General features: G+C 58.4%; 22 protein-coding genes and 1 pseudogene. 14 read left to right on the top strand and 9 right to left on the bottom strand.

Annotation, left to right across the window (positions count from 1 at the left end; genetic code table 11):
- Positions 1-53: 53 nt before the first annotated feature.
- The 3 genes and pseudogenes from ACTG19_RS08935 to dapA all read right to left on the bottom strand — a co-directional run bounded on the left by ACTG19_RS08935 (position 54) and on the right by dapA (position 3,331).
- A pseudogene (locus tag ACTG19_RS08935) lies at positions 54-1,192 on the bottom strand (phosphoribosylaminoimidazolesuccinocarboxamide synthase).
- A 131-nt stretch (positions 1,193-1,323) separates the two neighbouring features.
- On the bottom strand, positions 1,324-2,451 hold the full coding sequence (gene bamC, locus ACTG19_RS08940) for an outer membrane protein assembly factor BamC (protein WP_031227977.1): 1,128 nt from the start codon (positions 2,449-2,451) through the stop codon (positions 1,324-1,326).
- The gene (gene dapA, locus ACTG19_RS08945; RefSeq protein ID WP_005349232.1) at positions 2,444-3,331 is read right to left on the bottom strand and encodes a 4-hydroxy-tetrahydrodipicolinate synthase; all 888 of its coding nucleotides are present in this window, start codon (positions 3,329-3,331) and stop codon (positions 2,444-2,446) included. The genes bamC and dapA overlap by 8 nt, the downstream gene beginning before the upstream one ends.
- Before the next feature lie 205 nt (positions 3,332-3,536).
- Here dapA and ACTG19_RS08950 point away from each other — a divergent pair, with 205 nt between their 5' ends.
- The 3 genes from ACTG19_RS08950 (at position 3,537) to ACTG19_RS08960 (ending at position 5,224) form a co-directional block, all read left to right on the top strand.
- Complete coding sequence (locus ACTG19_RS08950) at positions 3,537-4,070, top strand: glycine cleavage system protein R (RefSeq protein WP_005349229.1); 534 nt, start codon at positions 3,537-3,539, stop codon at positions 4,068-4,070.
- A gap of 24 nt (positions 4,071-4,094) precedes the next feature.
- Entirely contained in the window at positions 4,095-4,559 is a 465-nt protein-coding gene (bcp, locus tag ACTG19_RS08955; protein WP_439988997.1) for a thioredoxin-dependent thiol peroxidase, read from the top strand.
- Positions 4,560-4,723: 164 nt separating this feature from the next.
- Positions 4,724-5,224: a YfbU family protein gene (locus ACTG19_RS08960; RefSeq protein ID WP_439988999.1), complete on the top strand. Its 501-nt coding sequence runs from the start codon at positions 4,724-4,726 to the stop codon at positions 5,222-5,224.
- 59 nt (positions 5,225-5,283) lie between these two features.
- Here the strand turns inward: ACTG19_RS08960 and yfbV are convergent, their stop codons facing one another.
- Positions 5,284-5,724, bottom strand: coding sequence for a terminus macrodomain insulation protein YfbV (gene yfbV / locus ACTG19_RS08965; protein WP_005339116.1), 441 nt, complete (start codon positions 5,722-5,724; stop codon positions 5,284-5,286).
- 304 nt (positions 5,725-6,028) lie between these two features.
- Here yfbV and ACTG19_RS08970 point away from each other — a divergent pair, with 304 nt between their 5' ends.
- The 5 genes from ACTG19_RS08970 (at position 6,029) to ACTG19_RS08990 (ending at position 12,784) form a co-directional block, all read left to right on the top strand.
- Positions 6,029-7,231, top strand: coding sequence for an acetate kinase (locus ACTG19_RS08970; RefSeq protein WP_005349210.1), 1,203 nt, complete (start codon positions 6,029-6,031; stop codon positions 7,229-7,231).
- Between the two features lie 55 nt (positions 7,232-7,286).
- The gene (pta, locus tag ACTG19_RS08975) at positions 7,287-9,467 is read left to right on the top strand and encodes a phosphate acetyltransferase (protein WP_005339119.1); all 2,181 of its coding nucleotides are present in this window, start codon (positions 7,287-7,289) and stop codon (positions 9,465-9,467) included.
- Between the two features lie 377 nt (positions 9,468-9,844).
- Entirely contained in the window at positions 9,845-10,165 is a 321-nt protein-coding gene (locus ACTG19_RS08980; protein ID WP_115521677.1) for a ComEA family DNA-binding protein, read from the top strand.
- A gap of 96 nt (positions 10,166-10,261) precedes the next feature.
- A complete protein-coding gene (galU, locus tag ACTG19_RS08985; protein WP_005339121.1) occupies positions 10,262-11,173 on the top strand; it encodes a UTP--glucose-1-phosphate uridylyltransferase GalU in 912 nt (303 codons plus the stop codon).
- A gap of 213 nt (positions 11,174-11,386) precedes the next feature.
- Positions 11,387-12,784, top strand: a complete 1,398-nt coding sequence (locus ACTG19_RS08990) for a peptide MFS transporter (protein WP_005339123.1) — start codon at positions 11,387-11,389, stop codon at positions 12,782-12,784.
- Between the two features lie 74 nt (positions 12,785-12,858).
- Here ACTG19_RS08990 and ACTG19_RS08995 read toward each other — a convergent pair whose 3' ends face one another.
- Positions 12,859-13,830, bottom strand: coding sequence for a response regulator (locus tag ACTG19_RS08995; protein WP_439989000.1), 972 nt, complete (start codon positions 13,828-13,830; stop codon positions 12,859-12,861).
- A gap of 240 nt (positions 13,831-14,070) precedes the next feature.
- On the opposite strand from ACTG19_RS08995, the gene ACTG19_RS09000 reads away from it, so the two are divergent.
- From ACTG19_RS09000 to ACTG19_RS09010, 3 genes are all read left to right on the top strand, one after another.
- Entirely contained in the window at positions 14,071-14,769 is a 699-nt protein-coding gene (locus ACTG19_RS09000; RefSeq protein WP_439989001.1) for a DnaT-like ssDNA-binding domain-containing protein, read from the top strand.
- 71 nt (positions 14,770-14,840) lie between these two features.
- Complete coding sequence (locus tag ACTG19_RS09005; RefSeq protein ID WP_439989002.1) at positions 14,841-15,695, top strand: DnaA ATPase domain-containing protein; 855 nt, start codon at positions 14,841-14,843, stop codon at positions 15,693-15,695.
- A 133-nt stretch (positions 15,696-15,828) separates the two neighbouring features.
- A complete protein-coding gene (locus ACTG19_RS09010) occupies positions 15,829-16,464 on the top strand; it encodes an NAD(P)-dependent oxidoreductase (RefSeq protein WP_439989004.1) in 636 nt (211 codons plus the stop codon).
- Positions 16,465-16,574: 110 nt separating this feature from the next.
- On the opposite strand, the gene ACTG19_RS09015 is transcribed toward ACTG19_RS09010, so the two are convergent.
- From ACTG19_RS09015 to ACTG19_RS09030, 4 genes are all read right to left on the bottom strand, one after another.
- A complete protein-coding gene (locus ACTG19_RS09015) occupies positions 16,575-17,771 on the bottom strand; it encodes an ABC transporter permease (RefSeq protein ID WP_439989005.1) in 1,197 nt (398 codons plus the stop codon).
- Entirely contained in the window at positions 17,771-18,925 is a 1,155-nt protein-coding gene (locus ACTG19_RS09020) for an ABC transporter permease (RefSeq protein WP_439989007.1), read from the bottom strand. The genes ACTG19_RS09015 and ACTG19_RS09020 overlap by 1 nt, the downstream gene beginning before the upstream one ends.
- Positions 18,925-19,929, bottom strand: coding sequence for an HlyD family secretion protein (locus ACTG19_RS09025; protein ID WP_082182312.1), 1,005 nt, complete (start codon positions 19,927-19,929; stop codon positions 18,925-18,927). Before ACTG19_RS09025 ends, ACTG19_RS09020 begins: the two co-directional genes overlap by 1 nt.
- Positions 19,930-20,002: 73 nt before the next feature.
- Entirely contained in the window at positions 20,003-21,415 is a 1,413-nt protein-coding gene (locus ACTG19_RS09030; protein ID WP_439989008.1) for a TolC family protein, read from the bottom strand.
- 292 nt (positions 21,416-21,707) lie between these two features.
- On the opposite strand from ACTG19_RS09030, the gene dusB reads away from it, so the two are divergent.
- From dusB to ACTG19_RS09045, 3 genes are all read left to right on the top strand, one after another.
- Complete coding sequence (dusB, locus tag ACTG19_RS09035; RefSeq protein WP_019445016.1) at positions 21,708-22,673, top strand: tRNA dihydrouridine synthase DusB; 966 nt, start codon at positions 21,708-21,710, stop codon at positions 22,671-22,673.
- A gap of 26 nt (positions 22,674-22,699) precedes the next feature.
- Complete coding sequence (fis, locus tag ACTG19_RS09040) at positions 22,700-22,996, top strand: DNA-binding transcriptional regulator Fis (protein WP_005309538.1); 297 nt, start codon at positions 22,700-22,702, stop codon at positions 22,994-22,996.
- A gap of 557 nt (positions 22,997-23,553) precedes the next feature.
- Positions 23,554-24,978 carry a hypothetical protein gene (locus ACTG19_RS09045; RefSeq protein ID WP_439989009.1) on the top strand — a complete coding sequence of 475 codons (1,425 nt, stop codon included), beginning with the start codon at positions 23,554-23,556 and terminating at the stop codon, positions 24,976-24,978.
- Positions 24,979-25,033: the final 55 nt, after the last annotated feature.

Consider the following 25,033-nt stretch of genomic DNA (forward strand, 5'->3'; position numbering starts at 1 on the left):
CCATCGCCACCAGCAAACGTTTGTTTGTTGGCGACAAAAAAAGAGAGCAACACTTAGTCGATCAGACCGTACTGATCGCGCAGCACCTCGATGATCTCCTGCTTGGGATTGGCAGAACGCGCCAGCTTTGGCCGATAATCTTCTCGGCGATCCCGACGTAGGTGTTGGAGATATCCATCATCACTTCGGTCGGCAGCTTGTTGTCGCGGGCCAGGGCAAAACGTTCCGGCATGCGGTTCTTGTTGAGCAGGATGTCCGGATCCGGGAAGTGGTTGAGCAGCCACTGACGGAAACCCTCTTTGGACTTCTCGACAATCTGACCGTCGCGCAGGGCCGCGCCATCCCAGATACGGGAGCTGTCGGGGGTGCCCACTTCGTCCATGTAGATCAGCTTCTCGTTGCCGGCGGCATCGTGGACGTAACCAAACTCGAACTTGGTATCGACGAAGATCTGATCCAGCCCGGCCAGCGCGTCGCTGATGACGTTGAAGCCCTCTTTGAGCAGCACTTCGTAGCGGTCGATGTCGGCCGGTTTGCTGAAGTTGAAGCCTTTATAGTGGCGCTCGATATCGGCACGGGAGACGTTGACGTCATCGGCTTCCGGCACGCCATCCAGCCCTTTCAGCACGCCCTTGGTAGACGGGGTGATGAGGATTTCCGGCAGCTTTTGATCCTTTTTGAGCCCTTCCGGCAGGGTGATGCCGCAGAACTCGCGCTCGCCATCCTTGTAGGCACGCCACATGGAGCCGGTGATGTACTGGCGGGCAATCGCCTCGATCATCACCGGACGGGCTTTTTGCACGATCCAGACGAAGGGGTGCGGAATATCCAGAATGTGGCTGTCGGCCAGTCCCTTCTCCTTGAACAGCTTGAACCAGTGGCTGGAGATGGCATTGAGCGCAGCCCCTTTGCCCGGTACGCCGTTCAGGCCATCCACACCTTGCCAGATGCAATCGAAGGCCGAGATGCGATCGCTGATCACCATGAGGGCGAGGGGCGCATCGGCCGGCACATCATAGCCTTTCTCTTTTATGAGCCGGGCACTGTCTTCGGGGGTCAACCAGTAGACGCTGCGCACTTTGCCGGAATGGACAGGTTTATCGGTACGGATCGGCAAATCGTCATTCACCGCCAATACTTGATCTGCAAGACTCATGGCTAATAACACTTCCTGTTTGGGGGGGGTAAACATCGCGAGTTCCTCACCTGCGCGCCCTGTTTGCAACGGGCTGGCAAGGGGGCTCGCATCATCGAAAACCGCTCGGAATCCCCGCGTTTTCAGGGGGATTCTGATAACAAAACAGGGGCACAAGGCCCCTGTATTTATTCTGCTTTTGCTGCTGCCTGATCGGCCAGCCCCTTGGCGAACGCCTCGGACAGGCTGATATACATCTGGGAGATAACCCCGGACGATACCGGCTTCTTGTCCTTGTCGAACAGGGTAATGGAGGTCTTGCCTCCCGCCATTTCGCCAAGCTGGAAGCGGTATTTCTCCTCCTCCAGTTTGAACGGCTCGCTCCCTTTCGCCTTCCAGAACTCGGCGCTCGGCTCTTCGTACTCGACGTCGATCCAGCCCAGAGACTGCTGGGTATCCTTGATGGTGAAACCGTAAGCGGGCAGTACCTGGTTGAGGCGACGCCACACCTGATCAAAGGAGCCTTCGGCAATCCAGGCGCTCAGTTCGTTGTTGTCCAGACCCAGTTGCAGACCCATGCCATCGTTGGACTTGTGCTGCTCGCGGGCTTTCAGCTGGCTGTCGTAATAGAGAGAGAACTGGTTCAGCACTCGCGCGGCATAGCGCTGGGCATCGGCAGGGGTCAGCTTGTTGCTGGTCTCGCCGTCGATGGTCTCTTCGTGATCCAGTACCCGGACCGACATGTTGACGGCGTGGCGCTGGGCATCGTTGCGTACGGTGAACTGGTAACGCTGACGGATTTTGAAGTCTTCGTCATCTTCACCCCAGCCATCGAGGGCGACTGTGTTGTCAAACCAGCCGGTCTGCAATACGCCATCCTGCTGATCCAGCTTCTCGGTGGTGACCTTGTATTTGGCCAGGAAGTTCATCAGGAACGACCAGGTATCGCGCTCCACGCTCTGGCTGGTGCTCAGGGCATAGAAGGCAACGGTCGGTTCGGTTGCGCTCTGCACCACCTGACTGCCCGGTACCACGGTCAGCAGCTGAGCGGGTGGGCGCACATCAACCTGGGCGCCGAGGGCACCTTCACGGCTACTCTCGGGAAGCGGCGGGATATCGTACTGGCTGTTGAAGGTGGGGGCACTCAATCCTGCGGGGATCAAGAACGCGCGGCCCTCGAGGCGGGCATCTTCATAACCGAAGTCGCGGTTGGCCATTTTGCGATCCTGGGGGGTGCTGCAACCGGCCAAGACGGCCACAGTCGCAACGCTCAGCACCAGACGGGCTCTATTTCCCTTTCCATTAGATTTAAACACTCGCCATCAACTCCGCTGTGGTCAGTGCTCGCGCCATCAGCTGTTCGCCCTCGGGGGTGAGGTCAACCAGCGGCAGGCGCAAGGTGGCTGTTGCAATCAACCCCAGTTGGGCACAGGCCCATTTCACCGGGGTGGGGCTCGGTTCGCAGAACAGAGTCTTGTGCAACGGCATCAAGAGATTGTTGATGTCATGCGCCTGCCCGGCATCACCGGCCAGCGCAGCACGACACATGTCGGCCATCTGGGCCGCTGCAATATTGGTGGTGACCGAAATCACGCCATCGCCACCTTGCAGCATAAAATCACAACCAGTGGCATCGTCGCCACTGTAGAGAGCAAACTCCGGCCCGCACAGCTCGCGCAGCAGCGGGGTGCGGCTCAAATCGCCGGTTGCCTCTTTCAAACCGATAATGCCGGGAACCTTGGCCAGACGGGCCACGGTCTCCGGTTTGAGATCGCAACAGGTGCGACCGGGCACATTATAAAGAATTTGGGGCAGACCACTAGCCTCGGCGATCGCACAATAGTGGCGATAGAGACCTTCCTGAGTAGGCTTGTTGTAGTAAGGAGTCACCGAGAGGCCCGCCACCACGCCGGTTTTGGCCAGTCGCTTTGCCAATTCAATGGCATGGGCAGTATTGTTGGAGCCGCAACCGGCGATGACGGGAATGCGTCCGGCGGCATACTCAACGGTCTTTTCAACGACGGCGATATGCTCCTGCTCGCTCAGGGTCACCGATTCCCCTGTGGTCCCCACCGCAACAATGGCGCTGGTCCCGGCGCTGACATGATAGTCGACCAGCTTGGCCAGACTGGCCCAATCGACTTCACCTGAAGCCAGCATGGGGGTAACGAGCGCAACAATACTACCGCGTAACATGGACTTTTCTCCCGATTTTCAGGGGCGTAATGGTAAAGCTGACCCCTTTGAAAAACAAGGGAGAGAGGGGGCAAGCCGTGATACCATCCGGAACAAAAAGTAATGGACGAAAGTCGGCAGCGCCCCTCAGGGAGTGGTCATCAGGGCCGGAGGGTTGGCTTGCCAGCGCGGCTTTCGCAACGAAATAACGGACGAGAGAAGATTTATGACTCACTACCTGGTCGTAACGGCCATCGGCACGGACAGGCCTGGCATCGTCAATGAAGTGACCCGCCACGTCAGTGGCTGTGGTTGCAACATTGTAGACAGCCGCCTTGGCATCTTCGGCAATGAATTTACCTTTATCATGCTGCTCTCGGGCGACTGGAACAGCATGATGCAACTCGAAATCAGCCTGCCCCTGCGTAGCCAGGAGTGGGATCTCATCACCATGATGAAACGCACCGAGCGCCACCAGTCCCTGCAGTATGACGTCCGCGCCAGTGCCGACCTGTTGATCCGCGACGAGCCCGGCATCGTAAGCCAGTGCACCCAGTTCTTCAGCGAACATGGCTGGAATATCCAGGCGATGCAATCCATGACTCTGGAACAGCAGCCGTTCAACCTGCTGAAGATCAGTTTTCAGCTCAATCTGGCCAGAGAGGGTGAAGTGGAAGGTTCGCAAACCGCCTTCGCCGAATTCTGTCGTCAACTGGGTGCCGAATCGTTCGAGTTTATCGTCAATCGCAAACACGCCTGAGGGCGTTTTACCCGAGGAGACCCCATGCAACCACTACAAGCTGGCAGCCCCGCCCCCGATTTCTCCCTGCCCGACCAGAATGGCAATCAGGTCAGCCTCGCTGGCCTGCGCGGCAAGAAGGTGCTGGTCTATTTCTACCCCAAGGCGATGACTCCCGGCTGCACCACCCAGGCCTGCAGCCTGCGCGATGTGAACGCCGAGCTGGCCGCCCTCAATGTGGTGGTGCTTGGCATCAGCCCGGATCCGGCCAAACGTCTGAAAAAGTTCGAAGAGCGGGACCAGCTCAACTTCACCCTGCTGGCTGATGAAGACCACGCCGTCGCCGATGCCTTTGGCGTCTGGGGCCCGAAGAAGTTCATGGGCAAGGAGTATGACGGCATTCACCGCCAGAGCTTCCTCATCGACCAAGAGGGCAAGATTGCCCACCACTTCGACAAGTTCAAAACCAGCGATCACCATCAGGTGGTGCTGGATTTCCTCAAGGGATAATTTTCCCCCTTCATCCTTGAAAGGCCTGCCACGCAGGCCTTTTTTGTCTGGCCAGCCGCCCCTTGCCAGCGGATTTTTCTCACCAACTCCCCCGCCCAGATCAAAAAATTCATTTTATATATGAGTTAACGTGGCTCCAGAGTCATCTTCCAGCGAGATATCCCATGAACATGAGCAACACAGAGCGTTTGATCCTGAGCAACCAGTACGAAATTCTGGCGAAACTCAATCCGGAGAAAGCGGGCTTCTACCAGCGTGCCAGCACCATTATCGAGCGCGGCTACTGCCTGCAGATCCTCGAACTGGAGAAGAGCTTCGGCCATCTGGATCTGGCTACCTGCCAGGAGGTAATCGACACCCTAGAGCTGCACCACGCACTGGCCATCTCATGGGGCAATCTGGATGCCGCCGATCAGGGCGAGATCAACGCCAGCCGTCTGGAGTTCAACGGCTACAGCCGCAGCCAGGAGCGTGAACTGGCTGACTACGTCTGCTTCCTGCTGGAGGTGGACAAGCGCTTCCCCGAGCTCAAGTGCCCGTGCGACGAGCTCTCCAGCGACATCGCCATGCGCGACAAGTACCAGCGGATGCTAACTGTATGGCGCCAGTGTCCCCGTCAGTACAAGCTCTCCATTCAGGAGATCCGCAAGGTACTGGCAGCGTGATCCGCACACCGGCCGCAACAAAAAAGGCGCCACTGGCGCCTTTTTGCATCTGAAACGGGTTATTCGTAGAGAAAGGATTTATCGAGCTGCTGGAAGGCGGCCTTGAGGGTATCGGCCAGCTCTTCATAGCGCGGCTGAGACACCAGCTGACGACGGCCACCCTGCTCGTTCATCTTGCCGTTGATCTCCCGATACCAGCTCGCCAGCGACGGGGGTAAACGGGTGTCGGCACGCTGGCCGAGCCAGTAGTAGCCCTGCAGCGGCAAGCTGAGCAGAAACAGCACGGATGTGATGACGGAGGGCCAGTAGTGCAGCTCGCCAAACTGGAACTGCAGCATCACGCTCAGCACCGCCAGCGCGGGGATCACCTTGAGGGCGAACTCGGTCGCCTTGATCACCCGATTTTCAGGAAACATCGAATTGAGCTCGGGACGGCGCGGCCAAAGCGTCATATAATGGCGGCCTTGCTGTAACTTAGTTCCAAAAATGTTCATGCTCATACTACCTCCGAGCGCTTTTTGAACGTACTAACGGCAAAACCTCGACAAAATTTGATGCAAAGTAACAAAGGTTGAGGATGACTTTGTTATTTTTCAACAATCGGGTTATCCTTTGTACGCCCATTTTTGCGTCAAAAGCTTCTTGCTATTGACCTGTCAGGGACGTCTGGATTTCGGGTCTTGTATCACTATACAAGGGGCAAGCAACAGATTGCCAACCCTCATAAGGATAAGTTGAAAGTTTTTGGCCGCACCGCGTCCAACGCATCCGCCTACACAACCCAATCTGCGATAGGATTTATTCATGAGTAAGCTGGTTCTTGTTCTTAACTGTGGCAGCTCTTCCCTGAAGTTTGCCGTCATTGACGCAACCACCGGTGATGACCTGCTGTCCGGCCTGGCCGAGTGCTTCAACCTCGACGATGCCCGCATCAAGTGGAAACTGAATGGCGAGAAAGGCAGTGCCGATCTGGGCGCGGGTGCCGCTCACCAGGAAGCGCTGGACTTCATCGTCAACAAGATCCTGCCGCTCAATCCGGAACTGTCCAAGAACCTGATCGCCATCGGTCACCGTGTTGTTCACGGTGGCGAGCGCTTCACCTCTTCCGTTGTCATCTGCGAAGACGTGATTGCCGGCATCGAAGCTGCTGTTCCGTACGCACCTCTGCACAACCCGGCTCACCTGATCGGTATCCGTGAAGCTCGCCGCGTATTCCCGGCGCTGGCTGACAAGAACGTGGCCGTATTCGATACCGCGTTCCACCAGACCATGCCGGAAGAAGCCTTCCTGTACGCCCTGCCGTACAAGCTCTACAAAGAGAACGGCATCCGTCGCTACGGCGCTCACGGCACCAGCCACTACTACATCAGCCTGGAAGCTGCCAAGCAGCTGAACAAGCCGGTTGAAGAGCTGAACATCATCAACTGCCACTTGGGCAACGGCGGTTCCGTCTGCGCTATCAAGAACGGCAAATCTGTTGATACCTCCATGGGTCTGACCCCGCTGGAAGGTCTGGTGATGGGTACCCGCTCCGGCGATCTGGACCCGGCCATCATCTTCTTCCTGCACGACAAGCTGGGCATGAGCGTGGCCGATATCAACACCATGCTGACCAAAGAGTCCGGCCTGCAGGGTCTGACCGAAGTGACCTCCGACTGCCGTTTCGTTGAAGACAACTACGACAGCAAAGAAGAAGCCAAGCGTGCTATGGACGTTTACTGCTATCGCCTGGCCAAGTACATCGGCGCCTACGCTGCCGCCATGGACGGTCGTCTGGACGCCGTTGTTTTCACCGGTGGTATCGGTGAAAACTCCGCCCCGATCCGTGAAATCACCCTGAACAAGCTGGGTCTGCTGGGCTTTGACGTTGATCACGACGCCAACCTGAAGGCTCGTTTCGGCAAGGGTGGCGAGATCACCAAGGCTGGTTCTACCAAGGCCCTGGTTATCCCGACCAACGAAGAGTGGGTTATCGCCCACGACGCGCTGGAACTGGTCGGCGCTTAATTGACGCAGTAACTCGAGGCCGCCCACCAGGGCGGCCTTTTCCTGATCCCAAAAAATGAACAAGGGGTATAAAGTGGCACGCACTATTATGCTTATCCCGGTCGGCACTGGTGTCGGCGTAACTTCCGTGAGTCTGGGCGTTGTTCGCGCCATGGAGCGTCACGGTGTCAATGTCAGCTTCTTCAAACCGGTTGCCCAGCCGCGTCCGGGTGAAACCGGTGCCGAGCGCTCAACCGCCGTTATCCGCGCTGCTGCCAACATCAACCCGCCCGAGCCCTTCACCCTCTCCTACGCCGAGAACATGATCAGCTCCAGCAACACCGATATCCTGCTGGAAGAGATCGTTGCCCGCTTCGAAGAGCACGTGAAATCCAGTGGTGCCGAAGTGCTGGTTGTCGAAGGTATGGTGCCGACCGACAAGCAGCCCTTTGCCAACAAGCTGAACTACGACGTTGCCAAGGCGCTGGACGCTGACATGGTATTCGTGACCCACCCGGGCCATGACTCCAGCCAGAAGCTGAAAGAGCGCATCGAACTGGCCTGCTCCAACTTCGGTGGTGTCAACAACCCCCGCATCGTTGGCTGCGTGATCAACAAGGTTGGCGCGCCGGTTGACGAGCATGGCGTAACCCGCCCTGACCTGACCGAGATGTTCGAAGCCCATCACCACGCTTCTGACGCAGCTCACAACCTGGAAGTGCTGCAAGTGTTTGGCAAGAGCCCGCTGCGCATCCTGGGTTGCATCCCCTGGAACACCCAGCTGATCGCCCCGCGCGCCAAGGATCTCGCCAAGCATCTGGCCGCCAAGATCCTGCACAAGGGCGAGCTGGACAGCCGCCGCCTGCAGACCGTGACCTTCTGTGCCCGCTCCATCCACAACATGGTCGAGCACTTCCGTCCGGGCAGCCTGCTGGTGACCTCCGGCGACCGCTCTGACGTTATCGTCTCCGCCTGCCTCTCCGCCATGAACGGCGTCAAGCTGGGCGCCCTGCTGCTGACCGGTAACTATCATCCGGAGCCGCAGGTCATGGCGCTGTGCCAACAGGCTATGGCCACCGGCCTGCCGATCATGATGACCGGTACCAACACCTGGCAGACCGCCGTCAGCCTGCAGAACTTCAACGTCGATATTCCGGAAGATGACCGCGAGCGTATCGAGCTGGTGCAGGACTATGTGGCTGGCCACATCGACAAGCACTGGATCGAGTCGCTGACCGTCAGCTCTACCCGTTCCCGTCGTCTCAGCCCGCCGGCATTCCGTTATCAGCTGACCGAGCTGGCCCGTCAGGCCAACAAGCGTGTCGTGCTGCCGGAAGGCGACGAGCCGCGCACCATCAAGGCTGCCGCCATCTGTGCCGAGCGTGGCATTGCCCGCCCAGTGCTGCTGGGTAACCCGGAAGAGATCCGTCGTGTTGCCGAGCAGCAGGGTGTAGTTCTGACCGATCGCGTCGAAATCATCGATCCGGCCGTTGTGCGCGAGCGCTATGTGCCGCGTCTGGTCGAGCTGCGCAAGAACAAGGGCATGACCGAAGTGGTTGCCCGCGAGCAGCTGGAAGACAACGTGGTACTGGGTACCATGATGCTGGAGCGCAACGAAGTGGACGGCCTGGTATCCGGCGCGGTGCACACCACTGCCAACACCATCCGTCCGCCGATGCAGATCATCAAGACCGCTCCGGGCTCTTCCCTGATCTCCTCCATCTTCTTCATGCTGCTGCCTGACCAGGTGCTGGTCTACGGTGACTGCGCGATCAACCCGGATCCGACTGCCGAGCAGCTGGCCGAGATCGCTATCCAGTCCGCCGACTCTGCTGCCGCGTTCGGCATCGAGCCGCGCGTCGCCATGATCTCCTACTCCACCGGTACCTCTGGCGCCGGTGCCGATGTAGAGAAAGTGCGTGAAGCGACCGAGCTGGCCAAGGCCAAGCGCCCCGACCTCATCATCGACGGCCCGCTGCAGTACGATGCGGCCATCATGGAGAACGTGGCCAAGTCCAAGGCACCGAACTCACCGGTTGCCGGTAAAGCCACCGTGTTCGTGTTCCCGGATCTGAACACAGGTAACACCACCTACAAGGCGGTGCAGCGTTCCGCTGACCTGGTCTCCATCGGCCCGATGCTGCAAGGCATGCGCAAGCCGGTCAACGACCTCTCCCGTGGTGCCCTGGTTGACGACATCGTCTACACCATCGCCCTGACCGGTATCCAGGCTGCCCAGGCTGACGAACAAGCTTAATCAGCTCTAGCCTGAAAAAACCGATCACAAAGGCTGCTCACCCCAGGTGAGCAGCCTTTTTTCTTAGTTCTCTTTTGAAGACCAGTGAAACATGCCATCAGCGCAGTGTTGCACAGAATAATGCCATGTGATGTGCCAGAAATGTCTCGAGCGTAGCGCCGCGGGAAAGCGTGCCCGCCACCTTAAAGATGTATCTAAAATAGATTCAAGATCATAAGGTTGGATATATGAAGGCATTCATAGCGAAGCGCTTATAGCAAATATTTCGCCATCGGCATGAGGATTTGACCTGTTAGAAATAGCAGTGAAAAAGACCCGTTCGATACGCTATTCATCAATGTGCCACTCGGCAATATCCACATCATGGAGGAATGGAAATGCTGATGAAGAAGCTCTCTGCAGTTATGCTGCTGGCCTGCTTGCCCCTGTTCAGCCAACCTGTGCTGGCCGTAGATAAGGCAGCGCCCAAGCAAACAACCACAGCCGAGGTCGCCAAGGAGTCCGGCAAGCTGAATATCAATACGGCCACCCTTGCCGAACTCACCAGCCTGAAAGGGATTGGCGACAAGAAGGCACAAGCCATCGTCGACTATCGGGAAAAACAGGGAAAGTTCACCTCGGTCGATCAGCTGGCAGATGTCAATGGCATTGGCCCAGCCACGCTGGAAGCCAACCGTGACATGATCATCGTCAAATAACGTCCGAGCTCTGCATATACGAATGGGGTAGCCTGTGGCTGCCCCATTTTTCTTGGAGTATCATGGCCACACTTTAATCCCGCTGGATAGTTTTCCATGAAAAAGACTCCTCTGACAGTTCGCAAGGCCGTGCTCCCGGTAGCCGGTCTGGGTACCCGTATGCTGCCAGCCACCAAGGCCATCCCGAAAGAGATGTTGCCGGTGGTCGACAAACCGCTGATCCAGTACGTAGTGCGCGAAGCCATCGCCGCCGGGATCAAAGAGATCGTGCTGGTCACCCACTCGAGCAAGAACTCCATCGAAAACCACTTCGACAAGAGTTTCGAACTGGAAGCTACCCTAGAGAAGCGGGTCAAGCGTCAACTGCTGGAAGAGGTGCAACAGATCTGCCCGAAAGACGTCACCATCATGCACGTCCGTCAGGGTGAGGCCAAAGGTCTGGGCCACGCGGTGCTCTGCGCCCGCCCGCTGATCGGTGACAACCCCTTCGCCGTGCTGCTGCCGGATGTACTGATTGATGAAGTGGCCAGCGACCCGAAAAAAGACAACCTGGCCGAGATGGTACACATGTTCGAAGAGAACCAGATCAGCCAGATCATGGTGGAAGCGGTTCCCGAAAGCGAAGTGGACAAGTACGGCATCGCCGACATCAAGGGCGAGGCCCTGAGCGAGGGGATGTCCCTGCCGATGCAGGCCATTGTCGAGAAGCCACCCCGTGACGAAGCCCCCTCCAATCTGGCGGTGGTGGGTCGTTATGTCCTCTCCTCCAATATCTGGCCGCTGCTGGAGAAGACCCCGGCCGGTGCCGGTGACGAGATCCAGCTGACCGATGCCATCGCCATGCTGATGGAGCAGGAGCAGGTCAACGCCTACTTCATGAAGGGCAAGAGCCACGATTGCGGCAGCAAGCTCGGCTACATGAAAGCCAATGTGGAATATGGTGTGCGCCATCACGAGCTGAATGGTGAATTCATCGGCTGGCTGAAGCAGTTCGTCAAGCAGTTGTAATCGCTGATAAATCTGTTTTTTATAGACGTATTTAAGGAGCATCAAATGATGCTCCTTTTTCATTTTTGCAACAAAAAATCAATCAAGAGTAAATAAACTCTCAGCAAATCATAATGTTGTAATTTATTCACACATGCTCTATAAGGATTGAGGCGTGTTTCTCGCCCTTGCATAAAAAACTCAAATAAATATAAGACACAGGTGGAAGTTCCAATGAATAACCCGTCAAAAGGGACCTTTTTAGGTCACCCTAAAGGGCTTTTTTTGCTCTTTAGTACCGAACTGTGGGAGAGATTCTCCTATTACGGCATGCGTGCCGTGCTGGTGCTCTATCTGACCGACCTGACTGCCAACGGCGGTCTGGGCTGGAGTCAGGCAGATGCCCTCAAACTCTACGGTATCTATACCGGTCTGGTTTATATCACTCCGCTGATCGGCGGCTGGCTGGCTGACACCTTCCTGGGTCAACGTCGCGCCATCCTGATCGGTGCCGTACTGATGGCCGCAGGTCAGTTCACTCTGGCACTGCCCCACGCCATGTTCCCGGATATGGTCAACACCATGTTCTACGCGGGCCTCGCGCTGCTGATCGTGGGTAACGGCCTGTTCAAACCGAACATCTCCACCATGGTGGGTGACCTCTATGAAGAGGGCGATCACCGCCGTGATGGTGCTTTCACCATCTTCTACATGGGCATCAACCTGGGTTCCCTGCTGGCAGGTGTGATCTGTGGTGCTGCTGCCACCGCCTACGGCTGGCAAGCAGCCTTCGTCGGCGCCGGTATCGGTATGCTGCTCTCTCTGGTGATCCAGGCCACCATGGCCCAACGTTTCCTGGGTGACATCGGTCGTGTCACTGCCGCCCAGCGCGCAGCAGCCCTGCGTACTACCGAGCAGAAAGCACCGCTGACCAAGCAGGAAGTGGATCGCATCAAGGTTATTCTGGTACTGGGTCTGTTCACCATCATCTTCTGGGCCGGTTTCGAGCAGGCCGGTGGTCTGATGAACCTCTACACCCAGGAGTATACCGACCGCATGATCGGCAGCTTCGAAGTGCCGACCGCTTGGTTCCAGTCCCTGAACCCCTTCTTCATTATCACCCTGGCACCGGTCGTTGCGGCCATCTGGATCAAGCTAGGCAAGAAAGAGCCGAACTCTCCGGTGAAATTCGCCATGGGTCTGCTGTTCCTGGCTATCGGCTTCCTGTTCATGGTTGGTGCCGTGCTGCAGCAAGGTGGTGACAACACCGTCAAGACCTCCATGTTCTGGCTGGTTGGCGCATACCTGTTCCACACCCTGGGCGAGCTCTGCCTCTCCCCGATTGGCCTCTCCATGGTGACCAAGCTGGCTCCGCTGCGTCTGGCCTCCCTGATGATGGGTGCCTGGTTTGGCTTCGTTGCCTTGGCCAACTACGCTGCGGGCTTTATCGGCTCCTTCGTAGGTGAAGCCGGTCCGATCGCCATCTTCGGTGGCATCGCCCTGGCTGCGATACTGAGCGCCCTGATCCTGCTGACCATGGCCAACCGCCTGGTTTACTGGATGCACGGTGCCGAAGGCCCGGCCAAAGAGCCGCAAGCGCAAGAGAAAAAACTGCATTCCGCCACCGTCTAAACGGTCAGGATTGCAAACAACAAACAGGGCGCCCATCGGCGCCCTGTTTGTTTTAGCCTGTTTATCAGGCGGCATCAGTGATGACGAACCTGCACATCCAGCGAGCCGCCGCTGTCGCTGCGAAACTGCAGGGCGAACGGTTCATGCCAGCTACGTTTGTGCAGGGCGTAGTGGCTACTGCGCATCAGGCCAAGGGGCAAGCCACCGGAGCGCATCAGCCAATGGGGAGAAGTGAGCCCTGCGTTGGCAAACACCAGCCCATCATGCTGATCAAACAGCAGCGCCGCCATGGCAAAAGAGTGGCGAAGCCCGGACGCCATCAACTGATGGTTGAGGTAGTCGAGCAACCGGTGCGGCTGGCTCAGCAACCGGCTCTCGTTCTGCTGAAACTGGCGGTAGGGGACATTCATCAAGGATCGCACCAGCGCACCACAAAATGCCGCATCCGTCCCCATGATCGGCAGCTCCATCACCAGCACCAGCAGCTTATCTTCCACCTTAAAGGTATCGGGAATAAACAGCTGCCCCAGCCCCTTGAACGTGACCTGCCAGGGGCCCCACTCCTGCAAGCCCGGCGGCTTGAGCCCCGCCAGCAGACGGCTGGCCGCCTTGTCGTGGACACTGAAATAGTCGATGTGATCCATCAGCTCCAGCTGCTGCGCCCGGTTGGCGCTGCCGTTGAGACACTGTTCGATACTGCGCTCGACCAGCGCGTAATCCTCAAGGGGTTTGAGCAGATAGTCCCGCGCACCGGCACGCAAGGCGCTGGCGACTGCCTCCATGGTGCTCTGGGCCGAAATGACGATAACCGGAATATGGGGATAGCGCGCAGAGAGGCAGGCGATCACCTCGTGGCCATCCATATTGGGCATATTGAGATCGCAGAGCACCACATCAGGATGGTAGAGGGCCGCCGCCGATAGCCCCTCAATACCATCTTCGGCCTGAAACACCGTTGCCCCGTCCCGTGCGAGGTAACTCACTAACGAGTGGCGAAAAACGGCCTCGTCCTCCACCACCAGGATCCGTAGCCCGGCTTTTGACATCTTGATAAAGCTCTTATTAGTCAATTGGTTATTTAGGTATTAAGACTAGCTCAAAAGTGTGGTCAGCGCGGAAACCCTGCGTCAAAAGTAGACCTCGATCATACGATGGCATCAAGAGAACCCTATCTGCCCGCGCAGCTCTATTCGCTCGGGTGGCCCCACGACTACGACCGCCATCCGAATTGTGCAAGTGGGCGCCATAAGGGATAATGCCCCCCACTCCAGCTCATAAAGAAGACCATGACCCCAGCCGAATACAGTGCCCTTGCCCACCCAAGATTGTCCCATCCGGCCCGCGCTCTCTATACCCTGCAGCTGCGCCGACTGGTGCTGGAAAATCAGGCGGCAAGGCTCAACTATCCCGAGCTGGGTCGGGCGCTGGCAGTGGTCGATCCGGGAGATCCCTGCGGCTTTTCGTTTCAGGTCAATGCCCGCCAGCTCACCGAGCTGTTCGATGAACTGATGGAGGCGGGCCTGCTGCAAGTCGAGGCTCAGCCCGAGAGTGAGCACTACCATCAGTGCCCGTTCCAGTTGCCACTGCTGACCCAGAAATTGCGCAGCCCGCTGCCGGAGCGCCCCTTCCAGATGCATCTGCAATGGCGTCCGGACGAAGAGCTGCCCGCCCTCGCCCGTCTGTGCGGGGTGATCGATGCCAGCTATAGCGAAGAGGATCTGGGGGAGTTTATCGCCTACTGGCTGGGGCGCCCCGAGGTGTTCGACTCCCAGCATCAATGGATGCTCAAGTTTATTCGCGCCCTCAAGACCCGCCGCTATACCCGTCGCAAACCGATGGAGGTGCAGGGCTACCAGCAGGTGACGCCGGCACCGGCAGAGTCGGGCCCCAGCAAACGGGCCCAACAGATGATTGAAGAGGCCAAGCGACTGGCCCAACAGCAGACGCAAGAACCCGCAGCGCAGCAGGAGCCGGATAATGATTGATAGCGGCCCCCGCCTGCAGGCAGAATCAACCCCTTGTCTACCCATCCCTGATCGAGCAGAAGGAGCATTCCATGACTGACCCGCAAGATCCCCTGCGCCAGGAGCTGGAAGAGATCGAAGCCAAGCGCCAGAAGATCGCCAAGGCCAAGCAGGATCACCGCATTCACGACCCGGAATTGAGCCGCCATGTGGGTGGCCTGCTGGAGCGCATTCGTCGCCTGCAACAAGAGACCGGTGGCGGCCAGTATGACTACGAGACCCTGCGCAAGGAGTACGACGCCAAGGCCAACGCCGAGGTGCGCGAGCTGCAGAAGGCAGCCCGTCAGGAGCGGATCCAGAAGCTGATCGCCCAGGCCGACCTCAACCCTGACTGGGTATTTGACAAGATGGATGCCGGTGACCCGGCGCTGCAATACCCCATCGAAACAGCCCGTTACTTTATCAGCGGCTTCGAGCACTGGGAGAAGAGCGGTGGCGGCTGCATGCTGATCTACGGCGACTACGGCACCGGCAAGTCAACGCTGGCGGGAGCGGTGGCGCATGAGCTGATCGCCCGTCACCAGAAATCGGTGATCTTCCAGCAGTGGGCCTCCATCGTCGATCGGCTGTTCTTCAACGTCATCCCCGACCAGGATGAGCGCAACCAGTACCGCCGCGCGCTGGAAGAGGTGGATCTGCTGATCATCGATGAGGTATCGGCCAACCGCGCCAAGATGGCGGAGAGCCAGTCCAGCTTCCTCGGCCACCTGCTGCGCCGCCGTCGCAACCTGTCAAAGAGCGTCATCATCATCACCAACCACACGCCCCAGACCCTGCATCAGGCGATCGGTGATTTCAGCTATGAAGCGATCAAGGCATTCAATCCGGTGGATATCCACCTGAGCGGTCCCAGCCGTCGCCCCGGCATCGGCAACTACAACGGCTGATCCCTCTCAAAGAGTGCGAGTCGCTGGCGGCTCGCACTCTCTCCTCCCTGTCAGCTCACAAATAGAAACAACTCTCATTTACAGCAAGCGAACAAGCCACTAGGCTAGCCCCTTTTGCCAAGGGAGCTCATCTATGCCAACCACACTGATTTTCGGAGCCAGCCGCGGGCTCGGCCGCGCCTTTACTCATCACGCCCTGAGCCAGGGTCACCGGGTCGTTGCGCTGGTGCGCAGCCCCGAGATGGCCATGGAACTGAGTGCGCTGGGAGTTGAGGTGATCGAAGGGGATGCGCTGGATCCGGCTGCGGTGCAGCAGGCATGTGCTCTGGCAGGGCAAGATGCACAGGTCGTATCTACACTGGGCAGCTTCCGTCAGGCCGCGCCGGTGGACTATCAGGGCAACCGTCATGTGATCGATGCCATGGAGCAGGCAGGCCTGAAACGGCTGCTGCTGGTCACCTCCCTCGGCTGTGGCGACAGCTGGCAATATCTGCCGCAGCGGGCCCGCGCCGCCTTCGGTCACGAGGTGCGTCTCAAGAGTCTGGCGGAGAGCTGGCTGCAGACCAGCGCCCTCGCATGGACCATTCTGCGCCCGGCGGGCCTGCAGGATGGCGACGCCACCAGCCGCGCCGAGCTGAGTCAGGGCAAGGAGGTACACGGACTAGTACGCCGCGCCGATGTGGCCACCCAAGGGCTGCGTCTGCTGGCGGATGAGCCTGCGGTGGGGCAGATCTACGCCATCGGGGATCCCACGCTCCAGCGTGGCTAAAACAGCAGTACAACTGCTTAACCCCACCACATAACAAAACGGTCAGCCCAAGGGCTGACCGTTTTCGCTTTACCGCACACGCCATCTCACGGGCGCTTGCCCTATCCCGCTTAACCGGCGGTTGTTTCACCCTGCGCGACTGACGGGCGAGCAACCGGCAGCGACTGCTGCCGCCAACGCAGCAGCAGGCAGGCCAGCGCGCCGTAGAGCAGCGCCAGTCCCCACAGTTGCCACCAGTAACGGGAGACCTGCGCAAAGTCGGCCTCCATCTGGTTGAGGCGCAGAAAACCCTCGATGGCGGGGATAGTGGGCACCCACTGAGCCAGCCAGTTGAGAGGCGCCGGGATCAGCTCGAGCGGCCAGATAAAGCCCGCCAGAAAAACCAGCGGCAGGGAGGAGATCAGCACCACCTGAGTCGGCAGATCCCGCCGGGTAAATATCGCGCCGAGCACCACGCCAAACCAGCAGGTCGCCAGCAGGAATGGCAGGGCGAACAGCCACAGCTCCAGCGGATCGGCATGACGAGCGATGTTGTAGTGATCGAAGCAGAAGCCGAGGAAGTAGCTCACCGGCAGCAGGAACAACCCCGCCAGCACCAGGGTTCTGGCCAGCAGCAGCGGCAACACCGGCGCGCTTTGCCAGTAACCATGCTCGCCGCGGCAACAGCGCTGGTTCTGGGTCGCCCCCAGGATCCCCGCCCCCATCAGCAACACCTGATGGAGGATCAGCACGAACACCGCCGGCACCACGTAGTTCACATAGCCCATGGTGGGGTTGAACACCGGCACCACGTTGAGGGCCACCGCATTCCAGCCCATGGCCGCTTGTGGCAGCGCCTCGCCGTGGCTCAACAGCCGCACCACCTTCACCTGCGCGGCGAGAGTGCCACCGGCCTGCGCCAACCCCTCGGCAATGGTGCCGTAGACCAGAAAGTAGGAGGCATCACCGGCATAGCTCAGGGTGACGCTCTTGCCCAGCATCAGATCCCGATAGAAGTGGTTGGGAATATGCAGGATCCCGCTCGCCTTCCCGGCCATCATCAGCTGCCGCGCTTCATCCAGCGAATTGGCCCGCGCTACCAGCTTCACCTGCGGCGTGGCATCGGCCATAAACTCCAGCTGACGGGACAACTGACTGCCATCCTCGTTGACCACCACCACCGCCTCTTCCCGCGGCAGCTGATGCAGATAGGGCTGGGGATAGAGAAACGAGTAGAAGATCACCCCGCCAAACAGGGTCAGCATGATGGCGCGATCCGCCAGCAGGGTGCGCAGCTCTAGGCGCAACAGATCGACAAATCCCAGCATCACTCAGGCTCCTTTTCGGCGCTCGCCACTGCGGCTGATTGACGGGCCAGCTCGGCCTGCTGCTTGTAACGGCGTACCACCAGCAGCAGGGGGAGCAGAAACAGCAGCTGCGCCCCCAGTTGCGGCAACGCCGATGCGAGAGGCAGACCGTAGTTGCTCTGACCAATCTGCAGCTCCACATAGTGAGAGACCGGCAACAGGCTGCGCCAGAAGCGGGCGAAATCTCCCATGGCACTCACCGGAAAGGTGACCCCCATAAAGGCGAAACCGGGCGCAGTGTAAGCCCCCGCCAGCGACAGGGCGCGCGCCGGATCCCGGATGATGCCGTAGAAAAAGGCCCCCATGGTGACGCAGGCTGCCGAGGCGAGCCCCAGACCCACCACCAGCACCAGCCATCTGCCGTGCATGGGGTAGGAGAAGCCCTTGAACAGCAGCAGCGTCCAGACAATCCCCCACACCCAGCCAATCAGCACGTGGGGCAGCAGGGTGCGCCAGAGACCAAACCAGACCCCGCGAGTAGTCCAGTCCAGCCCCAGCCGATCGGTACGGGCCAGTGCATTGAGGCCAAACAGCACCACCAGGATCTGCCACACCGCAGGCAGAATGGCGCTCAGCAGAAACTGGGCGTAGCTGGAGTTGAGGTTATAGATCGCCGTCACCTGACTGCTGATGGGCACCGACTGCCCGAGTGCGCCGGGCAGCGCCTTGCCATCGGCCATCGCCTCCAGCACACCGACCTGACCGTTGAGAGTGCCTACCACCTGCGCCAGCGCCGAGTTGACCAGCTTGGCGATGAGGATGAACTGGCCGTTGTTGAACACCGTCACCTGCGGCTGGGTGCCCTGACGGGCATCCCGCTCCAGATGGTTGGGGATCACCACCAGCGCATAGATGTCGCCACCGCGCAGGGCGTGGGCACCGGCATCGATGGAGTCGAACTGTTGCGCCACCTTGAGCCCCGCTGAGCCATCCAGCGAGAAGGCGAGCTGGCGCGAGAGCATGCTGTGGTCGAGATCCACCAGCCCCACCTTGAGGTCGCGGGCCAATCCTGCCGAGAAGATCCAGCAGAGGATCCCCATCAGCAGCAACGGCACCCAGCTCATCAGGGCACGACTGAAGGGATCCTGCCACAGCAGCCGAAATTCACGTCCCATCAGAGTTCAACCAGCACACTCATGCCAACCCGCAGCCCCTCAACCGGTTGCAGCGGGCGAGCCTCCACCTGGAAGCTCTTCATATCGAAACCCTGACGGGTATCGGTGGCACGCCAGGTGGCAAAATCCCCCATCACGGCCACATGGGTCACCTTGAAGCGCACCATCTGATCGCCAAGGCCCGGGATGCGGGCATCGAACTCGGTACCCACCGGGAAGCGGGGCAGCAGATCCTCGCGCACGTGGAACTGGGCCCAGGCATCGCTCATATCGAGCAGGGTCACAACCGGGAAGCCTTGCGGCGCCAGCTCGCCGCTACGCAGCAACACCTGACTCACTTCACCATTGTGGGGACTGGTGATGCGGGTGTCGGCCAGATAGGCCTCAACCTCGGCCACGGAACCCGCCGCCATCTTGGCCTTCTCGCGAGCGGCGATCTTGGTCTCTTCCCGCGCCCCTTCCAACGCCATCTGGTACTGTTGCCACGCCATCCCTTCGCTGTAGCGTGCAGCTTGCCAGGCAGTCCAGGCCTCATCGCGCTTTTGCAGCGGCATTACGCCGTCGCGGTGCAGGCTGGCAACCCGCTCATAGGTCTTGCCACGCAGCTGGGCGGCAGCCTTGGCTTTTTGCCACTGATCCTTGGCGGCAGCGATCTGTTGGGCACGGGCCCCCTTCTCCGCCTCTTGCGCCAGCGCACCCGCAGCGGCCTCACCGGCCTTGGCCTGGCTCAGCTTGGCTTCAATCTCGGGGCTCGCCAGGGTAAAGACCAGTTGATCCTTGGTCAGCTGATCGCCCTTTTTAACCAGCACCTCGTCGATGCGGCCCGGCACCTTGGAGGAGACCGAATATTGCTGCGCTTCAATCTGCCCTTGCAGATGCACCGGCTCGGGCTGATAAGCGAGCCAGAAGCGCCAGCCGAGCCACACCACCAGGATCACCAGCGCCAGCGGCAACAACAGCGGTTTACCCTGGCTCATCTTCTTTTTGATGGGGGGATGGCTCATCACTTCACCTCGACAAACGGGCGACCCTTGGCGGTCGAAACAGAGATAGAAAAAGGAACGGACTGGAGTGCGATCATGAGTTCACCTCGATCACCTGACCGTGCTGATATTGATTGAAACTGTTCATCTGGCCGGAGAGCGCCAGCAGACGGGCCAGCGACACCACATATTGATAGGCCGCCGCTGCGCGCTGGGTCTTGACCCCCGCCAGCTGGTTTTGGGCATCCACCACATCAAGGGAGGTAGAGAGCCCCTGACCGAAGGCCTTGTCCCGCAGTAACACGTTCTCCTCTGCCAACGCCTGAGTGGAAGAGAGGGATTGATACTCCTCCAGCCCCTGCGCCGCTTCGCGCCAGGTCTTCTCTACCAGCAACTCCAGATCCTGGCGGGTCTTGGCCTGCAGCAGATTGACTTGCAGCTCGGCGCTCTTGGCTGCCTGCACCGTCTCGGATCGGCCATCGCGGCTCACCAGCGGCATGCTGACACCCACCCCCACCAGCCAGTCCGGCGCGGTCTTGGCGGCCAGTGAATCATCTTCATAGAGGTTGTAGTTGCCGAACAGGAATACTTCGGGGGCATATTTGCCCTTCTCCATCCGGATCATCCCCTTGGCCTGCTCTTTCTTGGCGTTGAGCAGCTTGAGGCCGGGGTGCACCTCGAGGGTCTGGCTCACCAGCCCCTCGAGGCGCGGCAGCTCCTGGTTGACGAACAGGCCGCTGTCGGGCTCGGCGCGGGACAGCTTGAGCATATGGCCGAGGGCCAGCTCGGCGATCTCGAGGCCACGGCGTGACTTCTGGGTATCGATGCGGGCCCGATCATAGGCCGACTGGGCGGAGAGCCGCTCCACCCTGGCGATCTGGCCCTGAGCTTCAAGCTTCTTGGCGTGATCCAGATGGTGGGCCAGCCCCTCTTCGATCTCCTGCTTGGTCTGCACTACCTGAGCGGCCAGCACGACGCCGAAATAGGTCTGGGAGAGGCTCTCGAAAGTGGCTTGCTGTTTGAGCACCAGCAGCTGCTGCGCCTCGCTCACCTGCGCCTGGCGGATATCTTGCGCCGCATCGATGCGGCCACCGGCAAACAGCGGCCACAGCATCTTGACCGAGCTGGTCACCACGTTCTGTTTGGTCAGCGGGGTAACGAAGTCATTGGGACTGAGGTTAGCCCCCCTCCCAGCCAAAATTTTGCTGAGTTTCTCACCCAGCTCTGGATGGCTGGCGATGGGGTTGAGATCCATCAGATCAAGTTCCATCGGCTGATCGAGGTGGGTATAGCTGGCCCCCAGATCCAACTTGGGCAGATACATATCCTTGGCCGCCTCGCGCAGCTGTTTGGCCCGATCGACCCCGGCCTGCTCGGCAGCCAACCCTTCATCCTGCTGGATGACCCGGGTCCAGGCTTCGCCAAAACTGATGGTTTGCGCCTGCGCCGACCCCAGCATGGCCCCCATCAGACACGGCCAGAGTGATTTAATGAACCTTGACGTCATAGATCCCCAATCCGCTTTTGTTGCATAAATGTTTGGAGCATTTGCTCGACTTAAGCCCGCTATCATAACGCAAAGCGGGCCTGCAAGTGGACTGACAATTATGCAGGCGTCCGACCCGAATGGTACAGCGATCAGTCTCCGGCAATCTGGCCGTTTTTCAATAACTCCAGAATTTGCAAGCCTTGGCGCGACGTTTTTTTCAGAAAAAAATGGCTGACGCTCAAATACTAACCTTTTCTCCTGCCTAAAAAATGCGTAATATACGCCGCCCTAAGCCGATGGTAACCGTGGAATGCAGATAGGTCCCCACACGCTTGAAACTCCCTTGATTGTGGCTCCCATGGCCGGTGTAACTGACCGACCATTCCGTGAACTTTGTTTGCGATTGGGGGCTGGCATGGCCGTTTCCGAGATGCTGCTGGCCAACCCGGATGTCTGGGATACCCAGAAAACCCGGATGAGGATGGATCACTCTGCAGAAGGCGGATTGCGATCGGTCCAGATTGCCGGAGCCGACCCCGAGATGATGGCGTTTGCTGCCCGCTACAACGTGGAGCAGGGCGCACAGATCGTCGACATCAACATGGGATGTCCGGCAAAAAAAGTGAATAAGAAGTTGGCAGGTTCTGCCCTGCTGCGTGCCCCCGATCAGGTCAAAGCAATTTGCCGGGCCGTGGTTGATGCAGTGGAGGTGCCTGTCACCTTGAAGATCCGCACAGGATGGGATCCGGATAACCGCAATGGCGTGGAGATCGCCCGAATCGCCGAAGATTGCGGTATCGCGGCCCTTGCCGTGCATGGTCGTACCCGTGCCTGCCTCTACAAGGGCGAAGCGGAGTACGACACGATCAGGGCGATTAAGCAGGCCGTATCGATTCCTGTTGTCGCCAATGGTGACATCAACAGTCCGGAAAAAGCCCGGTATGTCCTCGACTATACCGGTGTCGACGCCGTGATGATCGGCCGAGCTGCGCAAGGACGACCCTGGATTTTCCGGGAAATCCGTCATTTTCTTGAGACGGGCACCAAGCTGCCGCCTCCCGAGAGGGAAGAGGTTCGCACCCTGATGAACGAGCATGTAACCAACCTGCACCGGTTTTATGGTGCATATCTGGGAGCGCGCATAGCCCGTAAACACGTGGGCTGGTATCTGGATGAAGAAGAGACGGGCCGAGAATTCCGTAAGCACTTCAATGCCCTGGATTGCGCAGACGCGCAACTTGAGGCACTCGAAGCGTATTTCGATGGATTAGGTTAACAAGATAACTAAAGAGCCGACCGAATATGTTCGAACAAACCCTGACTTCTGATGCATTGGTAACAACTACTCACAATCACGCTGCCGAGCCGACCCAGCGCCCCCTGCGTGACTCTGTGCAACAGGCCCTGCGTAACTACCTGGCCCAGTTGAACGGTCAGGAAGTGATTGATCTGTACGATATGGTTCTCTCCGAAGTCGAAGCGCCGATGCTGGACGTGATCATGCAGTACACCCGTGGTAACCAGACTCGCGCTGCCGTGATGATGGGTATCAACCGTGGCACCCTGCGCAAGAAGCTCAAGCGTTACGGCATGAACTAAGCCATAACAGCTAAGCTATTGAAAATAAAGGCACCATCATTTTATTGATAGTGCCTTTTTCGTTTTGAACCCACATTTGAACCCACACCTACAAGACTAGTTATCATTGTCGACGACTCAACTCGGACTAGCCTGATGAACAGCGTTGACCACATAACTGTACCTATCCTCCCCATGTTGCCTAATGCAAGAGAGGGCCAATGGCCCTCTCTTGCTATCTATGTTGTTGGTCAGTGCAAACAGCACTGCTTGTACTTCTAGCCGCAGCCAAAGGGACACGGCTCGTTGCGGCCAATCTTGATGGGTACCACCACTGGTGTTCGCTACGTTGTGCCAGAAAGTGGGCATGAAGGATACGAGCAGCAAATCGGGCCTTGGTGGCTTGCTCTTGCAGGTGTTCATTGCTGAGCGCCTCCAGCGACGTAGACATGGTTTCTTAACCATGTGTTCTTTATGGTCTCTGTCATCAGGGGGATGTCGCTCCAATGGATAGGCATCTATATCGGTCTCAGGCACAATGTTCGATTAGATAGACCTGATAATGGGTAGTTCAGCTGATGGCACGAATATTAACCAAAGCGCAATTGAGTAAACTGGAAAGCAAAAGCCAAGCCGAGCTGTTGGCTATCGTGCTTGACCTGGCAACGCATCTTCCCCTCGCAAAAAAGCACCTGATTAACCAGTACCTTACTGCTGAGGATGCCTTATTGGCATTGGCAAAAAAAGAGTATAGCAAGCTCACTCGTCGCCCCCCTTCCTGGGATTATAAGGAGGTGGATGCCTTCTTCGATACCTTGCAAAATCAGTTTATTCCGTTGCTGGCCAAGGGGATCGTCGCCTCTCCAAGGGAGGGAGAACTCTTCGCCCTCGAGTTGCTGGCGAATGCCAGAGCCTTGTATGAAAAGATGGATACATCCAGTGGCAGCTGGGAGGACTACCATCTTGCGCTGGTCGAACAGTGGTTGATGGCGATCGCTGCTCAACGAGAGTCTGTCCCCCCAGAGGTGCTGGCTCGTCGATTGCGTGACGGATTGTCAGACATTGATCCATCGATCAGCATTACTTGCCTGTTTGATTACCGTGATGTGCTCGGCTCCCCAGTGATGCGAGCCTTGCGCGATAACTATGCGGCGGCAGGTCTATTGCCAGAGGCGTTGGGGTTGAGCTTTGAGTTGCGTGATATTGCATTCTTTGACTCGGTGCAACAGGCTGGTCTCTTTAGCCACCCCCGTCAGCAGATTGACTATGCCAGACTGCTGACCGACGAATTACGCGCCGATCAAGCCATCGCGGTATTAGAGGCAATGGACTCGGCTCTGTTGCAGCGCCACCGCCAATTGAACCTGTGGCATCAAGTGTTGATCCGGGCCTATCTGGAAGAGGGACGCCGAGCTGACGCTCATGCTCAGGCATTACGCGCGTTTGCTAGCACACGGGCAAACTCGTTTTTTGCGAGTTATTGCCAAAGTGGAGATGAGCCTAGAGAAGTAGCATTAGGCCAGTTTGTTGCCATTGCCGAATCATGGGGGCTACGCCAGGTCTTGTTGCTGTTGGAGGAGGTTGATGCATGGCCACAACTGGCACAACGGCTTGAGCAATGTACAGATGCAGACTTGCAGGAGGATCTCTCACTCCTTGCTGGTTCAACCGTACGAACCTGGTCGAGCCGCCTCTATCAGCAGGGATTTATCGTGGTGGCAGTGCGGCTACGTCGTCAATTGGTGGCCAATGTCGTTAATCAGGGCAAGAGCACCTACTACACGGGGGCAGCCTCGGATCTGAAAAAGAGCCTGGATTATCAGGCGGCCTTAAAGGTAGAACAAGAGGATGGAGAGAGACCTCTCTGTTCGCCACAGGAGTATCTGAATCAGCTTTATCAGCAGCACAAACGCAAGAGCAGCTTTTGGGAGGCGGTTCGTCAAAAGCTACCGGTCATTACCATGTCGGCGAGCGGTGTGCAGTATCAGGCCGAGAATAAATAAGGCGCTAACACCTTTCACTCGGTCAGTCAGCTTGTGCTGGTGTTCCATGCGCCCT

Source organism: Aeromonas sp. 3P (genome assembly GCF_051919745.1).
Classification (GTDB): Bacteria; Pseudomonadota; Gammaproteobacteria; order Enterobacterales; family Aeromonadaceae; genus Aeromonas; species Aeromonas veronii.

Bases quoted from the DNA above. Each gene is read 5' to 3' on its own strand.
- ACTG19_RS09005 (WP_439989002.1), top strand. From the start codon at position 14,841: ATGACTGACCCGCAAGATCCCCTGCGCCAGGAGCTGGAAGAGATCGAA.
- ACTG19_RS08960 (WP_439988999.1), top strand. From the start codon at position 4,724: ATGAACATGAGCAACACAGAGCGTTTGATCCTGAGCAACCAGTACGAA.
- ACTG19_RS09015 (WP_439989005.1), bottom strand. From the start codon at position 17,771: ATGCTGGGATTTGTCGATCTGTTGCGCCTAGAGCTGCGCACCCTGCTG.
- ACTG19_RS09025 (WP_082182312.1), bottom strand. From the start codon at position 19,929: ATGAGCCATCCCCCCATCAAAAAGAAGATGAGCCAGGGTAAACCGCTG.
- pta (WP_005339119.1), top strand. From the start codon at position 7,287: ATGAACAAGGGGTATAAAGTGGCACGCACTATTATGCTTATCCCGGTC.
- bcp (WP_439988997.1), top strand. From the start codon at position 4,095: ATGCAACCACTACAAGCTGGCAGCCCCGCCCCCGATTTCTCCCTGCCC.
- yfbV (WP_005339116.1), bottom strand. From the start codon at position 5,724: ATGAGCATGAACATTTTTGGAACTAAGTTACAGCAAGGCCGCCATTAT.
- ACTG19_RS08970 (WP_005349210.1), top strand. From the start codon at position 6,029: ATGAGTAAGCTGGTTCTTGTTCTTAACTGTGGCAGCTCTTCCCTGAAG.
- galU (WP_005339121.1), top strand. From the start codon at position 10,262: ATGAAAAAGACTCCTCTGACAGTTCGCAAGGCCGTGCTCCCGGTAGCC.
- fis (WP_005309538.1), top strand. From the start codon at position 22,700: ATGTTCGAACAAACCCTGACTTCTGATGCATTGGTAACAACTACTCAC.
- ACTG19_RS08980 (WP_115521677.1), top strand. From the start codon at position 9,845: ATGCTGATGAAGAAGCTCTCTGCAGTTATGCTGCTGGCCTGCTTGCCC.
- dusB (WP_019445016.1), top strand. From the start codon at position 21,708: ATGCAGATAGGTCCCCACACGCTTGAAACTCCCTTGATTGTGGCTCCC.
- ACTG19_RS09030 (WP_439989008.1), bottom strand. From the start codon at position 21,415: ATGACGTCAAGGTTCATTAAATCACTCTGGCCGTGTCTGATGGGGGCC.
- dapA (WP_005349232.1), bottom strand. From the start codon at position 3,331: ATGTTACGCGGTAGTATTGTTGCGCTCGTTACCCCCATGCTGGCTTCA.
- ACTG19_RS09010 (WP_439989004.1), top strand. From the start codon at position 15,829: ATGCCAACCACACTGATTTTCGGAGCCAGCCGCGGGCTCGGCCGCGCC.
- ACTG19_RS09020 (WP_439989007.1), bottom strand. From the start codon at position 18,925: ATGGGACGTGAATTTCGGCTGCTGTGGCAGGATCCCTTCAGTCGTGCC.
- ACTG19_RS08950 (WP_005349229.1), top strand. From the start codon at position 3,537: ATGACTCACTACCTGGTCGTAACGGCCATCGGCACGGACAGGCCTGGC.
- ACTG19_RS08995 (WP_439989000.1), bottom strand. From the start codon at position 13,830: ATGTCAAAAGCCGGGCTACGGATCCTGGTGGTGGAGGACGAGGCCGTT.
- ACTG19_RS09000 (WP_439989001.1), top strand. From the start codon at position 14,071: ATGACCCCAGCCGAATACAGTGCCCTTGCCCACCCAAGATTGTCCCAT.
- ACTG19_RS09045 (WP_439989009.1), top strand. From the start codon at position 23,554: ATGGCACGAATATTAACCAAAGCGCAATTGAGTAAACTGGAAAGCAAA.
- ACTG19_RS08990 (WP_005339123.1), top strand. From the start codon at position 11,387: ATGAATAACCCGTCAAAAGGGACCTTTTTAGGTCACCCTAAAGGGCTT.